This window comes from Priestia sp. USM5 (assembly GCF_058323215.1).
In genome coordinates this window covers 78774-94629 of record NZ_JBSGKN010000006.1, presented here as the reverse complement: position 1 = coordinate 94629, position 15856 = coordinate 78774, and the positions used below count along the sequence as shown (strand labels likewise).

Annotated in this window: 16 protein-coding genes and 1 pseudogene; 11 read left to right on the top strand and 6 right to left on the bottom strand. The window is 38.7% G+C overall.

Translation table 11 applies throughout. From position 1 onward, the window contains the following. Together ACWATA_RS27845 and ACWATA_RS27840 are read left to right on the top strand one after the other, a co-directional pair. The coding region (locus tag ACWATA_RS27845; RefSeq protein ID WP_473050481.1) for a winged helix-turn-helix domain-containing protein at window positions 1-140 on the top strand (140 nt) is incomplete at its 5' end. Beyond that, window positions 118-1473, top strand: coding sequence for a sensor histidine kinase (locus ACWATA_RS27840; protein ID WP_028412071.1), 1356 nt, complete (start codon window positions 118-120; stop codon window positions 1471-1473). The genes ACWATA_RS27845 and ACWATA_RS27840, both read left to right, overlap by 23 nt. A 30-nt stretch (window positions 1474-1503) precedes the next feature. On the opposite strand, the gene ACWATA_RS27835 is transcribed toward ACWATA_RS27840, so the two are convergent. Beyond that, entirely contained in the window at window positions 1504-2217 is a 714-nt protein-coding gene (locus ACWATA_RS27835) for an FTR1 family protein (RefSeq protein WP_028412072.1), read from the bottom strand. A gap of 216 nt (window positions 2218-2433) precedes the next feature. On the opposite strand from ACWATA_RS27835, the gene ACWATA_RS27830 reads away from it, so the two are divergent. The 4 genes and pseudogenes from ACWATA_RS27830 (at window position 2434) to ACWATA_RS27815 (ending at window position 4951) form a co-directional block, all read left to right on the top strand. Next, the gene (locus tag ACWATA_RS27830; protein WP_473050480.1) at window positions 2434-3060 is read left to right on the top strand and encodes an FMN-dependent NADH-azoreductase; all 627 of its coding nucleotides are present in this window, start codon (window positions 2434-2436) and stop codon (window positions 3058-3060) included. A 125-nt stretch (window positions 3061-3185) separates the two neighbouring features. Beyond that, a pseudogene (locus ACWATA_RS27825) lies at window positions 3186-3365 on the top strand (hypothetical protein). 124 nt (window positions 3366-3489) lie between these two features. After that, window positions 3490-4383 carry a LysR family transcriptional regulator gene (locus tag ACWATA_RS27820; RefSeq protein WP_033580433.1) on the top strand — a complete coding sequence of 298 codons (894 nt, stop codon included), beginning with the start codon at window positions 3490-3492 and terminating at the stop codon, window positions 4381-4383. Between the two features lie 136 nt (window positions 4384-4519). After that, the gene (locus ACWATA_RS27815; protein WP_033580434.1) at window positions 4520-4951 is read left to right on the top strand and encodes a carboxymuconolactone decarboxylase family protein; all 432 of its coding nucleotides are present in this window, start codon (window positions 4520-4522) and stop codon (window positions 4949-4951) included. Window positions 4952-4990: 39 nt separating this feature from the next. Here the strand turns inward: ACWATA_RS27815 and ACWATA_RS27810 are convergent, their stop codons facing one another. Further along, a complete protein-coding gene (locus tag ACWATA_RS27810; protein ID WP_033580435.1) occupies window positions 4991-6193 on the bottom strand; it encodes an MFS transporter in 1203 nt (400 codons plus the stop codon). 129 nt (window positions 6194-6322) lie between these two features. After that, window positions 6323-7117, bottom strand: a complete 795-nt coding sequence (locus ACWATA_RS27805) for an SDR family oxidoreductase (RefSeq protein WP_028412075.1) — start codon at window positions 7115-7117, stop codon at window positions 6323-6325. A gap of 170 nt (window positions 7118-7287) precedes the next feature. Here ACWATA_RS27805 and ACWATA_RS27800 point away from each other — a divergent pair, with 170 nt between their 5' ends. Then, a complete protein-coding gene (locus ACWATA_RS27800; protein WP_028412076.1) occupies window positions 7288-7872 on the top strand; it encodes a DUF502 domain-containing protein in 585 nt (194 codons plus the stop codon). Between the two features lie 21 nt (window positions 7873-7893). Here ACWATA_RS27800 and ACWATA_RS27795 read toward each other — a convergent pair whose 3' ends face one another. Next, complete coding sequence (locus tag ACWATA_RS27795) at window positions 7894-8766, bottom strand: TetR/AcrR family transcriptional regulator (protein ID WP_165635040.1); 873 nt, start codon at window positions 8764-8766, stop codon at window positions 7894-7896. Window positions 8767-9034: 268 nt separating this feature from the next. On the opposite strand from ACWATA_RS27795, the gene ACWATA_RS27790 reads away from it, so the two are divergent. Further along, window positions 9035-12145 (top strand): efflux RND transporter permease subunit, encoded by a 3111-nt coding sequence (locus ACWATA_RS27790; protein WP_028412078.1) that lies wholly within the window; start codon window positions 9035-9037, stop codon window positions 12143-12145. 36 nt (window positions 12146-12181) lie between these two features. Beyond that, a complete protein-coding gene (locus ACWATA_RS27785) occupies window positions 12182-12319 on the top strand; it encodes a hypothetical protein (RefSeq protein WP_014457868.1) in 138 nt (45 codons plus the stop codon). A gap of 33 nt (window positions 12320-12352) precedes the next feature. On the opposite strand, the gene ACWATA_RS27780 is transcribed toward ACWATA_RS27785, so the two are convergent. Further along, window positions 12353-12526, bottom strand: coding sequence for a YozQ family protein (locus ACWATA_RS27780; protein WP_080754494.1), 174 nt, complete (start codon window positions 12524-12526; stop codon window positions 12353-12355). Window positions 12527-12638: 112 nt separating this feature from the next. Further along, window positions 12639-13625, bottom strand: coding sequence for an ABC transporter substrate-binding protein (locus ACWATA_RS27775; protein WP_028412079.1), 987 nt, complete (start codon window positions 13623-13625; stop codon window positions 12639-12641). 179 nt (window positions 13626-13804) lie between these two features. Here ACWATA_RS27775 and ACWATA_RS27770 point away from each other — a divergent pair, with 179 nt between their 5' ends. Together ACWATA_RS27770 and ACWATA_RS27765 are read left to right on the top strand one after the other, a co-directional pair. After that, complete coding sequence (locus tag ACWATA_RS27770; protein WP_028412080.1) at window positions 13805-14809, top strand: FecCD family ABC transporter permease; 1005 nt, start codon at window positions 13805-13807, stop codon at window positions 14807-14809. Continuing rightward, window positions 14806-15855, top strand: coding sequence for a FecCD family ABC transporter permease (locus ACWATA_RS27765; protein WP_028412081.1), 1050 nt, complete (start codon window positions 14806-14808; stop codon window positions 15853-15855). The genes ACWATA_RS27770 and ACWATA_RS27765 overlap by 4 nt, the downstream gene beginning before the upstream one ends. Window position 15856 lies beyond the last annotated feature (1 nt).

Below are 15856 nucleotides of genomic sequence, written 5' to 3'. Positions count from 1 at the left end.
AAACAAACGTAATTGATGTGTATATTCGCCACTTAAGAAAAAAAGTAGATGAAGGTTTTTCTACTTCTCTCATTCATACGGTGCGGGGCGTAGGATATATGATGAAAGAGGAGAAACATGAAGATCACGACGAAGATTAATTTGCTGACAACAGCATGGCTAGTGGTTATTTTATTAATCATGAACATCGTTGTTTTTTTCTCCTTCACTAAATCTACGGTGAATATGGAACAGGACATTTTATTCGAAAAAGCACGCGAGATTATTCAAAAAGGTCAGCAAGATCATTCCGTGGAGCTTTCGCCAGAGTTACTAAAATTTTATTTGACCAACCATTCATTTATCCGAACAGTCTCAGAAAATTCTACGGTCATTAATCAAGTATCAAATGATCCTCATCTGGTGAAAATTAAGCCCGAATTTTCAAAGAAAAAAAAGGTGAAGCTTCGCAAAATTAGAGAAAAACAAATATTGGTTATTCGCATGCCTGTCAAAGTCAATAATCAAGTCGTTGAAACGCTTGAGATTGGTGAGCTCCTGACTGGTTTTGAAACCCGCAAAGATATTTTGCTATCAATTTTGATTTTTTGTTCGCTTGTGTCCATTTTACTGTCGCTTTTAGGAGGAAGATGGTTATCACGCGTCATTATGCATCCTATTAAAAATATGGTCACAACGATGAAAGAGATTGAAGAGAGCGGTGTTCCTAAAAAAGTTCTCATTCAAACGGAGACGAGAGATGAACTGCAGGGTATGACCGTTACGTTTAATCATATGATTGACCGCTTGCGAGAAAATATTGAAAAGCAAAATCAGTTTGTTTCTGATGCTTCTCACGAATTAAAAACCCCTCTAACCGTTATTCGCAGTTATTCTAATTTATTAAGAAGAAGAGGGATTAAAAATGAAGAAATTACGCTGGATGCGATCGACACCATCTATGCGGAAGCAACCAAAATGCAAAAAATGATTGAAACGCTGCTTGATCTGGCAAGTGTGGAAAAAGAACAAACGCTTGATATGAAGCAAACAGATCTTGTTCTTATTTTTGAACAAATCGTTAAGCAGCTGCAGCAGGTATACAAAAGAGAATTAGTTCTTCATTATGATCAAACGCCCATTATGATTCAAGTGGATGAACTGAAAATGAAGCAAGTGCTGATTATTTTGCTTGATAATGCAATTAAATACAGTACGAATAAAATTGAAGTGACCGTGGAAAAAAAGCAGGAAGATGTCATTATCAAAGTGAAAGACTATGGAATTGGTATTCCAAAAGAAGATCTTGCACATATTTTTGAACGTTTCTACCGAGTGGATAAAGCTAGAAGCAGAGCTACGGGAGGAACGGGGCTTGGACTATCGATTGCACAAACTATTGTCCGCCAGCATAAAGGCGAGATTTTTATTAAAAGTGAAGAAGAACAAGGGACGGAAGTTGTGATTCATCTTCCCGTTTCATCTATAAACTAAAAAAGCCGCCATTAGGCGGCTTTTTTATGATCATGATGCTGATTTTTGTTTTCTTACTCTTAATTTTTTTAACTCCGTTTGGAAGAATAGATACAGTGATGCAACTGTAAATACACTAAATCCAATTATCTCAAGGGGTTCTCCACCAGCTTCAAATAGCTTAACCAAACCTTCACCGCATAACTCTCCTCCAATAAAAATAAGGAAAATACCAAGCGCTTTAAAAATAATCCAAAGGTTCAGCTTAATAGCTGTTTTGAACAGAATGTATGTAATAACGACGGCCAGCAAAATGCCACTTATACTGCCGAATACAATAGAAGAGGCGTGTTGATTCACTTGTGTCAGATTAAAAATGATTAGTTCTGTTCCTTCACGAAAGACAGATAAAAAGGCTAAAACGATTAATCCCCACTTGGAAGAGCTTTTGGAAATTTTTGATGTAACTGAAGATGTCACTTCTTTGCTTCGGTGCAACCACAGAATAAAATAAGCAATAAGGCCAGCAGCTAAAAGCATCATGACTCCTTCAAAAATTTCTTCTGACTCTTCTTCTAACTCTTTCGCCTCATTAAAACCAATAAAGCCAAATACTAAGCTGAAAATAAGGCCAGCAGCAGCGCCAATAAAGACGGAATATTTTAAGTCTTTTCGGCCGATTTTTGTAACATGAGCTAAAATAATTCCAATGATAAGCGATGCTTCTAAACCTTCACGAAGCGACAAAGCCAAACTTGACCACATAAAAAGCTCCCCTTACGTTAAATGATAAATAATAATTTCTCTCTAATTTTAATGATAATGATTATCGTTGTCAATGTGATTTTTGGCTCTTTAAAAATTCTTACTTATATAAGATTTCTCCGACTAAAGTATGAAAGTATTTCATTATAAAGTCGTGCGAAACGCAAGGACAAAGCGAATAAAATAAGAGTATCAACAATCAGTGGAGGTTTTAGTATGAGTTATACTCTTTTTATAAAAGCAAATGACAGATCGGCAAGTGAAGCGGTCAGCGTAAAATTATATGATGCGTTTTTAGAAAGCTATCAACAATCGCACCAAGGTGAAGAAATAATGGAGCTAAATTTGTTCAAAGAAGAACTTCCTTATTTAGGTGCTGACATGATAAACGGTCAGTTTAAATTAGCAAGAGGACTAGAAGTGACGGCAGCGGAAAACAAAGCAGCAGAAGTTGCTAATCGTTACCTAGAACAATTTGTGAAAGCTGATAAAATTGTCATTGCCTTTCCTCTTTGGAATTTTACTGTGCCGGCCGTGCTTCATACGTACTTTGATTATTTAAATCAAGCAGGCAAAACGTTTAAGTATACGCCAGAAGGTCCTGTGGGATTACTGGGCGATAAAAAGGTGATGTTATTAAACGCGCGTGGCGGAGTATATTCAGAAGGTCCAGCAACTGAGGTCGAAATGGCCGTTAAATATGTTAGCAGCGTACTTCAATTCTTTGGAATCACGGACGTGAACTCCGTTATTATTGAAGGACATAATCAGTTTCCGGATCGTGCTCAAGAAATTATTGAAAGTGGCTTAGAACAAGCAGCACAAGCAGCCAAAATATTTTAAATAACCGTAGTAAAAAAGGACAGGACAAAAGTATTTTAGGTGAAGGTATATCCGAACGATAAATCGTTCGGATTTTTTGATGTTATGGTAAGCGTAGGTTTCGTGCATGTAGTAGCTTTTAGGTGTTGATTGGAGGGCAAGGCGAAGACTCCTGCGGGAAAAGCGGAACAGGTGAGACCCCGCAGGAGCGCAAGTGACGAGGAGGCTCAGCGCCCGCCCGCGGAAAGCGAAGCCTTGCACGGAAATCAACAGCCGTGTCACAAGCGGTCCATACTAGCGCCTTTATCCCATTTGTCCTTATTTAGAGTAAATTGATTTATTATGTGTCCATCTTTTCTTTATATTTTTTATCTGTATATCTTAAAAAATAATAGGTAAAATGAATAAATAAGATAAAATATATTCGCTTTATCTATAGGAGGAGCAGAGATGGATATTCGTCAGCTTAATTATTTTTTAGAAGTCGCTAAATTAAGGAGCTTTACTAAAGCATCTCAAAGTCTCCATATTTCACAGCCGACCTTGAGCAAAATGGTGAAAAACTTAGAAGAAGAATTGGAAGTAGAATTAATTGATCGGTCCGCAAGACAGATTGATTTAACGGATGCCGGGGAAGTTGTGTATGCGCAAGGACAAAAAGTTATGGCATCCATTGATGAGCTATCGACTTATCTATATGATGTGATGAATCTGAAAAAAGGCATGATTAAAATTGGAATTCCTCCATTGATTGGAGTCCTGTTCTTTCCAAAGATTATTAAGGGGTTTCAGCAGCTCTATCCAGATATCACAATTAAACTTATTGAATACGGAGCCAATCGTGTTCAAAAAGCAGTAGAAAAAGGAGAGTTAGACTTAGGTGTAGCGGTGCTTCCAGTAAATGAACATCTTTTTGATATTAATCCTTTTATCTCTGAAAAAATGCTTTTATATGTTCACCATTCTCATCCTTTGGCCTCTAAAACTCATGTGGAAATTAATGAACTAGCCCAAGAGAAATTTATTTTATTTAATGAAGATTTTACGCTTCACGACCGGCTTATTCAGGCGTGTCAACAAGCAGGATTTGAACCTAACGTAGCTTACGAGAGCTCTCAATGGGATTTTATTGGTGAAATGATTGCGGAAAACTTAGGTGTATCTATCTTTCCACAGTCCATTGCAGCAAAAGTGGATTCTGCTGTTGTAAAAGCAATTCCTATTACCAATCCTTCAATTTCATGGGATTTAGGATTGATTTTAAAAAAAGATAAATATATTTCATATGCCTCTAAACAATTCCTTCACTATATGAATGAACAGCATTCTGTTTTATATAGATAAAATGCATATGTTGTATTGAATATATGTATTTTACGAAAGAAAGAATGTGCGTTAAAGTAGATAGTGTAGAAAACATACACGAAAACAAACATTGATTCCGCGCGGTGTCAGTAAAAAATACGGAGGCTGATTTTACATGGCACAAAATAGTTATCAAAAAGGTTTAGATAAATTAATGGAATATACGTTAACGAGTAACGATGATATTTCGACTCATTTAAAAATTACGGAAGACTTAAAAGACCTAGCTCCTGACGTTGGGAAATATATTATTGAATTTGCCTATGGAGACATTTATTCACGACCAGGTTTAACGAATAAGCAGCGAGCTTTAGTTACCATTTCGTCATTGGTTACTCAGGGTACAGAGCCTCAGCTTGAGCTGCATTTAAACACAGGTTTAACAGCTGGACTAGAGCCGAATGAAATTGTGGAGAGCATCATTCAATTAATTCCATATACGGGTTTCCCTCGCGTGTTAAATGCTTTAAGCGTAGCCAAGAAAGTATTCGCTCAGCGTGACGTGGAAGTAGATACAGGCGAAAAAGAGCTAGTAGAAAATAAATAATAAGCAAAAAAAAAGACGCTCTAAAAGAGCGTCTTTTTTTTATGCGAGCTGCTTTTGTTTGGTTTCTTTTCCTAGAAAAACAACCGAACCAACACCGATTAAAATAGCTGCACAAAAGATGGAGAACGTAATCGTTAAAGACGCACCTTGGGTTGACATATACCCAACTAACAGCGGTCCTAAAATTCCTCCAATTCGTCCAAAAGAAGCTGCCATTCCAGCCCCTGTGCCTCGAATAGATGTCGGATATTGCTCAGGTGTATACGCGTATAAAGCTCCCCAAGCGCCTAAGTTGAAGAAAGACAACAGCATACCTGCTGTTAGCAGCAGCCAAAGTGACTCTGCATTTCCGAAGATATATGCGCTGGCAGCCGTACCTAACAGATATGTGACCAATACGAATTTTCGGCCCATGCGTTCAATAAACCAAGCAGCCGTATAATAGCCAGGCAGTTGAGCTAATGTCATAATCAATACATATTCAAAGCTTTTGATTAAGCTAAATCCTTTAATGACCATGACGCTAGGTAGCCATAAAAACATGCCGTAATATGAAAATACAACGCAAAACCACAGAACCCACAGCATAACGGTAGATTGACGATAAGGCTTAGACCACACGCTTCTTACATTGTCCGCAATAGACGGTTTCTTTTCCTTTGTCGCCTCTAAAAATTGAGGAGAATCTGGCAGTTTGATGCGCAAATAAATGGCATAAAATGCTGGTATAGCCGTTAGGATAAGAGCTAGCTGCCACCCGTAAGCTGGGATTACAAAGTAAGAAATAAGCGCTGCCAGTAGCCAGCCGAACGCCCAAAAACTTTCTAACAAGACGACCACTTTACCGCGTTTTTCCGGCGCCACGGTCTCAGACACAAGGGTAGAAGCAACAGGCAGCTCTCCTCCTAAACCCATTCCAATTAAAAATCGAAATACTAAAAAAGCAGCAAGGGTAGTAGTAAGAGCCGAAAGTCCGCTTGCCACTGAAAAAAGAACAAGAGTCACAATAAAAACGGTTTTTCGCCCAATTCGATCAGCCAGCAGCCCGAACACGAGAGCTCCAACGGCCATCCCGATCGAGTTAACGCTGCCTATCCAACTCATTTCAGTAGGGGAAAGTCCCCATTCAGCGTGAAGAGCTGCAATGATAAAAGACAAAATGCCAACATCCATTGCATCGAAGAGCCATCCTAGCCCTGCGATGCCAAGAAGCTGACGTTCTGATAATTGTTTTGTTTTCATGTCTTCCTCCTAGAAGCAAAGAATTTTGCTTTAAGTTTACACCTGTCTTGACATAATGTCACGTCTATTTTAAAGAAAAAATGCAAACGGAAAAGCTCTATACCTTAAGGTATAGAGCTAATTGTATTCTCACATTTTATCGTAAAGCATTTTTCCAGGCCATGTATACGCCATATGACCGCCATCTACCGTAATGCAGTCACCCGTTACATATGAGCTGTCATCGGATGCTAAAAATAATACGGCACCGGCTACTTCTTCTGGTTTGCCTAAACGGCCCATGGGATCGACCCATTCATATGCTTTTCTGAATTTTTTTCCTTCTTCAGCGCCTGATAAATCATCAAGAAGAGGCGTTTCAATTGTTCCAGGAGCAATTGAGTTAACGCGAATACCTTCACGAGCGTAGTCAATTGCCATGGTTCTTGTTAAGTTGGTAATAGCACCTTTCGCCGCGTTATAGCCAGAACGGTCTAAGTCTGCTGCCAGTCCGGATACGGATGAATTATTAATAATCGACCCGCCATTTTCTAACATCAGCGGAATAACATATTTGCTTACAAGAAATGTTCCGCGTAAATCTACCGACATTAAGCGATCCCAAAGTTCTACAGGATATTCGTGAAGCTTGCCGCCTTCTGTGTCTGTCCCCGCATTATTAAAAAGAATATCCACTTTTCCAAATTTCTTTTCAATTTCCGCTGTGAACTCTTTTACTTTTTCTTCTTCAGCTACATCGATATAGTAGGCGTATGCTTCACCGCCAGCGTCTTTAATTTCTTTTGCTACTTTTTTTACCCCGTCCAAATTAATATCGGCACAAATAACAACCGCTCCTTCTTTCGCAAAGCGCTCAGCAGTTGCTTTTCCTATACCAGAGCTTGACCCTGTAATAACAGCAATTTTTGATTCTAAACGTCCCAATTGTATCCCTCCGAAAAAATAAATATATAAGTATGTATGTTCATGTACCCATCTATTATTTTGATAAAACGTCGCTAGTTTATACGTATGTGAATAGAAATAAAAAGACGCAGCAAAACAAATCCATTGTATAATGAACAGCAGTATGTCAGGAAAAATGAGGTGTTTGCATGAAAGCAATCATAAAAAGTTTTATTAATGGACTCTTAACGATTGTCCCTATTATCCTTGTTATTTATATTTTGGTAAGAGTATTTAATTTTTTAGACAGCATTTTAGGAAACGTATTGAAGCCCTATATGAAGCAGGATTATATACCTGGTATTGGAATCTTAGCAACGCTTGTCTTAATTACGTTCTTAGGGTGGTTATCTACCCGTTTTTTCGCTGGGAAAATTATTAACTTAATTGATCGATTGTTAGAAAAAATACCGCTTGTTAAAACGCTATATAGTGTCATTAAAGATACATTTCAATCTTTTCTTGGAGAGAAAAAGTCTTTTTCAAAAGTAGCTTTAGTGCCAATGCCCGGCACGTCAATGAAAGTCATAGGGTTTGTGACCTCTGAAGAAGTAGAAGAGGTGATTCACTCGTTAAAAGACCATGTCGCTGTCTATGTTCCACAAACTTTTCAAGTAGCCGGTTTTACTTTTTTGATTCCAAAAGAAGAAATTGAATGGTTAGATATTAAGCCGGAAGAAGCAATGAAGTTCGTGTTATCTGGGGGAGTATCTAGTTCAAAAGCAGAAAAATAACAGAAGGCTTCAAGCCTTCTGTTATTTTTGTTGGAGTAAAGCTGTTAAAAGATTAAGCGGTGCTTCCAACGGTTTAAGTTCCGTTAAATTTCCAACCATGCCTTTTACAATAGCAGCGGTAGGCTTATCTTTTTTTAGCTCCGTTTGTAAAATGTGAAAGCTGTCTGCGTGTTCATCAGAAATATGATCGCTGGTGTCTAGCAGATGTTTAATTTCCTCAAGAGCTTGTTTTACCTGCTCATTTTTACTTAGAAAAGTCGTTCGTTCCTTTCCGTATATATCTTCACCAAAAGAAGCGGGAATAAGGGGACGAGGTTTTCTAGCTAATAAATCTTCTACTAATACATCAACTCGTTCCATTATGTACTGCGCGACTTCTTTAAAGGTAAGCTCGTATTGATTGAAGATAATAATTTCTAAAAAGGAATGATGAATACCTTCAATCATTTTCGTTAAATCGGAGATATAAGGAGTTACGTCTTCTCCGTATACGCTAACGAGGCTTTTGCGATGAAAGTAAAACGTTTCTCGCTGCATTTTATGAACAAAGGTCTCCACTTCTTTGTTAAATGGAATCGATTTTTCCCGGATTTGCATGATAATAAAATCTCTGTGCTCTGTAATAAATTCATAGAAATAGATGAGCTGATTCATATAGCGGCTGCGGGCATCGTTTACTTCCTCGTCGAGAGCATAAACAGAGCTAAAGAGCTTTTCATAGTAAAAGTTTAGAATTGATAATAAAAGTGCATCCTTAGATTTGAAGTGCAGGTAAAATGCACCTTTTGAAATGTTGCATTCATCTACAATTTCTTGCACAGAGGTAGCATTAAATCCTTTTTTTGCAAAAAGCTTAATCGAAGCTTCAATTATTCTTTTTTCTTTTTCTTTCAAGTATTCTACCTCCTTTATTGAACAATTTGACCATTCATTTCGTTAGATAATAGTATCATACACTAAAAAAGATAAAGGTATATATCAAAGTTAAGAACGGGAGTCAGTTCCTCTAAAAAAGATTTATCGTAAATATGTCTTTATTATGAACATATTAGGAGAGAGACTGCTTAGGGTTGACACTGACCGGTTAGTCATTTATATTTTAAGTTGTTGTGACCAATCAGTCAATTTTGTTAGTATACATATATTTGAAGGAGGATATGCATTGGGGAAGTTTATTAAATTTTCATTGAAAAATAAATTTGCAGTATGGCTGTTAACACTCTTTGTCATTATTGCAGGGCTGTATTCAGGATTTAATATGAAGCTAGAGACCATTCCTGATATATCAACGCCTGTTGTAACAGTCAGTGCAACTTATCCGGGCGCCACTCCGGAACAAGTGGCAGACAAGGTGAGTAAGCCAATTGAACAAAAGCTTCAGGGACTGAGCGGCGTTGACACAGTTAGCTCGTCTTCTTATGAAAATATGGCTACCATTCAAGTTGAATATGGCTTTAGTAAAAATATGGAGAAGGCAGAAGACGAAGTCAGACGAGCTCTTTCAAACGTGGATCTGCCAGATGATGTAGAGGAACCAAATGTTTCAAGACAAAGCATCAGTGATTTTCCGATTATTTCATTAAGTGTTTCAGATGATAAAAAATCATTAGAAGACTTAACGAAGTATGTAAAAAATACCGTTGTTCCACAAGTTGAAAAAGTGCAAGGCATTTCTTCGGTCAGCGTGTCAGGAGAACAAGTTGAAGAAGCAGAACTTGTATTCAAACAAGACAAGCTCAAGCAGCTGGGACTCGATGAAGATACGGTGAAAAAGCTGATCCAAGCATCCGATGCAAAAGTGCCGGCTGGTACGTATACGATGGATGGATCTCAAAAATCTGTTGTGGTAGACGGAAAGATGACAACAGAAAAAGATTTGGAAAACTTAGAGATTCCAGCTGTGCCTAGTCAAGGAGCTGCTCAAGGTCAGCAACAAGGAATGAGCCAGCAGCAAACACAAGGAGCTGTGCAGCAGGCGCCGTCCGCAGCTTCGATTCCAACTGTGAAATTAAAAGAAATTGCGGATGTTAAAGTGACGGGGAAAGCAGAATCCATTTCTCGCACGAACGGAAAACCTTCAATTGCTGTACAAGTTGTCAAAGCGAAGGATGCGAACACAGTAAATGTTGTAAATGATATTAAAGAAAAAATGAATAGCCTAGAAAAGAAAAATAAAGACCTTCACGTTGACAATATTTTTGATCAAGGTAAACCGATTGAAGATTCTGTTCATACGATGCTAAATAAAGCTATTATCGGTGCGGTCTTTGCGGTTATTATTATTCTTTTATTTTTACGTGATATTCGTTCAACGATTATTGCCGTTATTTCAATTCCGCTTTCGCTATTAATCGCCATTTTGGCGCTCAAATCAATGGATATCTCTTTAAATATTATGACGCTTGGAGCGATGACTGTAGCCATCGGAAGGGTTGTAGATGATTCCATTGTCGTTATTGAAAATATTTACCGCCGCATGGCTTATCAGGAAGAAAAGCTTACAGGAAAAGATTTAATTGTCGCGGCGACGAAAGAAATGTTTGTTCCGATTTTTTCTTCTACAGTCGTAACCGTGGCCGTATTCTTACCGTTAGGTCTCGTAGAAGGACCGGTAGGAGAGCTATTCTTACCGTTTGCGTTAACGGTTGTTTTTGCACTGTTAGCATCACTGCTAGTAGCGGTAACACTCGTGCCAATGCTTGCTCATTCGTTATTTAAAACAAATGTAAAAGTCAAAGAAGAAAAGCCAAGCAAACTAGCGCACGGATATAAGCGAATTTTGAACTGGACGCTAAACCATAAGCTTATTTCCTTTGGGTTAGCCGTACTACTGTTAGTAGGAAGTTTATTTTTAGTTCCTTCTATTGGGGTTAGCTTTTTATCATCCGATCAAGAAAAAACGCTGACGCTTACGTATACACCGAAAGCCGGACAGTCTCAAAGCGACGTGGAAAAAGCAGCGAATCGCGCAGAAGCGTACTTGATGAAGCGAGATGGTGTCAAAACGGTTCAGTATTCGTTCGGTGAAGGTAACTCTTTTAATCCGGGAAGCAAAAATAACGTTTTAACATTTGTGCAATATGACGAGGATACACAAAACTTTGATAAAGAGCAGGATAAAGTATTAAAAGCTCTGAATAAACAAGCGAATCAAGGTGAATGGGGCTCCATGAATACGGCGTCTAGCGGCAGCAATAATTCATTAAACGTCCTTATTTACGGAGATAGCTTAGACGAAATCAAACCTTATGCTGATAAAGTTCAGCGCGTTTTAGAAAAGCATAAAGAACTGAAAAATGTCGATTCTACGCTTTCAGATACGTTTGATGAATATACGCTAGTACCGAACCAAAAGAAAGCCGCTGAACTCGGCTTGTCTGCTAGTCAAATCGGAATGCAGATTTCCAACCTTGGACAGCGTGAAGTATTAACAACTATCCAAAAAGACGGAAACGAAATTAACGTATACCTTCCAAAAGAAAAAGAGGATTTCTCTACTTTTGCCGAACTTTCAAGCACAAAAGTGACCTCTCAAACTGGACAGGAAGTTACATTAAATGAAGTTGTCGATATTAAAAAAGGTAAAACGTCGAATACGGTAACTCGCCGTGATAATAAAATTTATGCAGAGGTAAGTGCCGATATTAAGAGTGACGATGTAGGCGGTGTTTCTTCTAACGTCCAAAAAGAAGTGAAGAAAATTGATTTGCCAAGTGATATGGACATTAACTTTGGCGGAGCATCAGAGCAAATTAATGACTCATTTAGTCAATTAGGAATTGCCATGCTCGCAGCCATTGGTATCGTGTACTTCGTACTTGTACTGACATTTGGTGGAGGTTTAGCGCCATTTGCTATCTTATTCTCACTTCCATTTACACTTATTGGTGCGCTAGTGGCGCTTTTAATCTCTGGGGAAACGATTAGTATTTCTTCGATGATTGGAGCTCTTATGCTGATTGGAATTGTGGTAACCAATGCGATTGTTCTGATTGACCGCGTGATTCATAAAGAGCAAGAGGGTCTTTCAACGCGTGAAGCTTTACTAGAAGCTGGAATGACACGTCTTCGCCCGATCTTAATGACAGCTATTGCAACGATTGGTGCACTGCTTCCATTAGCTTTTGGATTTGAAGGTGGAGGCCTTATCTCAAAAGGGCTAGGGGTTACCGTGATTGGAGGACTAACAAGTTCTACGCTGCTTACGCTCATTATCGTTCCAATTGTCTATGAGTTTTTTATGAAGTTTAAGCGCAAAAAAGTAAAAGAGTAGAAGCAAGACAAATTTCCGCTTTTGAGGTGAATAGCGATGAAGTCAATTGATAAACTAATGAAACAGCTGATTCAACAAGGAATTAAAGCAAAGAAAGTGACGATTGATAAATCAAAGCGCCAGCAGTGGATGTCCATGTCATTGCCTAAAACGGCATGGCAGCATTCAAAATAAAAAAGAGCTGACTTAGAGTCAGCTCTTTTTTTATTAACGATCTGTATCTTCAAATGATCCTTCTTGATAGGCGTCGCTTATTTGCTCATGTGTTTCTGCTAGACCTTGTGAGAGTGCATCTTGTCGGTTATAATCTTCTGTTTCGAACTGACGGTCAGCCATTTCATTTGTATCTGGCTGCTTTTTAGGCTGTTTTTTTGAATTCATTTTCACCACTCCTATTTAATAAAGTGAGACCACGGTTAGTGTGCGATGAAAGGAAATACATTATACATGAAAGAAAGAGCTTCGATTCGTCGAAGCTCTTTCTTTCATATTATTATTGTTTTTTATCTAAGAAGATTTTTTCAATATCATCAAGGACGATATTAGCTGCTAACACACCGCCTGCTGTATTCCAAGTAGCATCATCTACTTTATGAACATGATTTTCTTGAGCCACTTTTAGCTTTTTAAAGAGAGGATCGTTTATCCATTCTTTTTCAAGCTTTGTTGCTTCACCGTCTCCCGTTTCATAAGAGAAGTAAAATAGCTGATCGCCGTCCATTGCCGGAATGCGTTCTTTTGTTGCATTCATTTCAGCAAAATCATCCTTGTCTTGAGACTCAGGGCGAGCAAATCCAAGCTGATCTAAAATAACACCTGAGAATGAATCTTTATGATAGATACGAACGTCTCCAGCTGTAAAGCGTACAACTGAGATTTTTTGTTTTAACTGATCTCCAAGGCGTTTCTTTAAATCTGCTACGCGATTGTCATAGTCAGCTAATACTTCTTTACCTTTTTCTTCTTTGTTTACAGCTTTTGCATATAGCTTAAAGTTTGATTTCCAATCTCCGCGCAGCTCCTCAGAGAATACAGTCGGAGCAATTTGACTAAGCTGATCGTATACTTTTTCTTGTCGCATTTTATTTCCGATAATCAAGTCAGGCTTTAAAGCAGCGATTGCTTCTAAGCTTGGCTCGCTTTCTGTACCCACACTTTTAACGCCTTTCATCTGACCTTTAATATGGTCATACCACGGATTTCCTAACCATGATTGAACAGCGCCCACAGGCTTTACACCCATTGCAAGAAGAGCTTCAGTACCTTCGTTCGTTAAAACAACCACTCGTTTAGGCGTTCCTTTAATATCGGTTTTATCCATTGCGTGTTTTACTGTGTAAGTTTCGCCAGAACCCTCAGTTTTTTCTTTTTTATCGCTGTCAGCGCCGTTTGAATTACCGCAGGCTGCCAGCACAAGCAGTGTCATAATGGTAAGAATGGACAACAAATATGACAACTTGCCTTTAGAATATGTATTCACATCTTTTCCCCCTCGTAAGTGATAATGATTTTCATTAACAATTAAGATAATATTCTAACTTTTAAGCGGTGTCAATTAAAAATTGAAAATGATTCTCAAAATCATTGACACTTTTTTCAATGTTTCCTAAACTAAAGGTTAGATATATATAGGAATCATCTTAGAGGAGAGCAATGAAAATGATGCTACGCAGTGTTCAAATGAAAGTAATGGGGCTCATCATTGGAATCATGCTGCTTTTAATCTGTATTGGATTAAGTATCGTACTCGGATACACAGATACAAGTATCAAAACAGCATTTGAAGCTTTTCAAGCGTTTAACGGTTCGAATGAGCACATAGTTATTCAAAATATTCGATTGCCGCGCGCTATAATCGGTGCTGTGGTAGGTATTTGTTTAGGAATTGCAGGAGCAATGATGCAGGCGTTAACGAAAAACCCACTTGCTTCACCGGATATTATCGGTGTGAACGCTGGGGCCAGCTTTTTTATTGTTGTTGCAGTGATGATTTTTTCGGTCAATTCACTTCAAGCTTTTACATGGATTGCATTTGTAGGAGCGGCACTAACCGTAGTGGTTGTCTATTTTCTTGGGTCCATTGGAAAAGAAGGGCTAACGCCTATCAAACTGACGCTCGCAGGAGCGGCTATTGCAGCCTTTTTCTCTTCTTTAACACAAGGACTGCTAGCTGTGGATGAATCTTCGCTTGATCAAGTCCTCTTTTGGCTGGCAGGGTCTGTGCAAGGACGCAAGGTTGAAATGTTGTATGGCATACTGCCTTATGTAGTGCCAGCAATTATTGTTACTTTTTTTATCGCTTCAAAAATTAATATTTTAACGATTGGTGAAGACGTAGCCAAAGGATTAGGTCAAAGAACAGCTCTTGTCAAAATTATAAGCGGCATCATTATTGCGATTTTAGCGGGGGGAGCCGTTGCAGTAGCCGGTCCCATTAGCTTTGTAGGAATCATTGTTCCTCACGTTGTAAGAGCAATCGTAGGACAAGATTATCGCTGGGTATTTCCTTATAGTGCGGTTGTCGGCGGGATTTTAATTTTATTAGCTGATGTTGGCGCAAGGTACGTCATTATGCCTCAAGAAATCCCTGTTGGAGTCATGACTGCTGTTATTGGTACACCTTTCTTTATCTATATGGCAAGGAAAGGGGCGAAGACGTCATGAAAACATACTTATCTCTTCGCTTAAAGAGAATTTCATTTTTAGTTAATATAAAAGCTGCTCTAATCATTACCGGATTTTCAGCTGTCCTTGTTGCACTCTTTTTGTTAAGTGCAGGTACGGGTGACTTATTTATTAATCCATTTCGTGTAATTAAAATTTTAGCGGGTCATGGGTTGGAGTTTGAACGATTAGTTGTTACATCTTTTAGACTGCCGCGTATTATTGTTGCCATTTGTGCTGGTATTTGTCTAGCTATTGCGGGCGCTATCTTGCAGGGGCTTGTGAGAAATCCGCTTGCTTCACCAGACTTAATTGGATTAACAGGAGGAGCGTCAGTTGGTGTAGTGTTATTTTTGACACTATTTAGTGATAAAAGCAACTCGTTAACCGTAAGTATTAATTGGATGCCTGTTAGCGCATTTTTAGGTGCCGTGGCAGTGGCGCTTTTACTTTATGTGTTTGCCTGGAAAAATGGTGTCTCTCCTATTACACTAGTATTAATAGGAATTGGATTAACAGCGTTAACGAAAGCTATGACCACGCTGTTTATGATTATGGGTCCTATCTACCGCGCTAGCCAGGCAAATATTTGGATTACCGGAACGGTGTATGGTTCAAATTGGGCCAGTGTTTCCGTACTAGTTCCAGTTACTGCAGGGCTGGTTATAATTACGATTTTAATGATTCGAAATTTAAATGTTCAAGAATTAGGTGAAGAAATTGCGACTAACGTTGGAAGTCGCGTTCAAAAAAATCGATTGGCACTATTGCTGATGAGCACAGCTTTAACCGGGAGCGCCGTTGCATTTGCCGGTGGAATTAGCTTTGTAGGGTTACTTGCTCCACATATTGCCCGAAAGCTTGTAGGTTCGTCATTCGGCGCTTTAATACCGCTATCGGCACTAATCGGAGCGATTTTAATCACAGCAGCAGATTTAATTGGCCGAACATTCTTCTTGCCAATCGAAGTGCCAGCAGGTGTATTTACAGCTGCAATTGGCGCACCATACTTCATTTATTTACTATACAAACAAAGAAACGTATAGC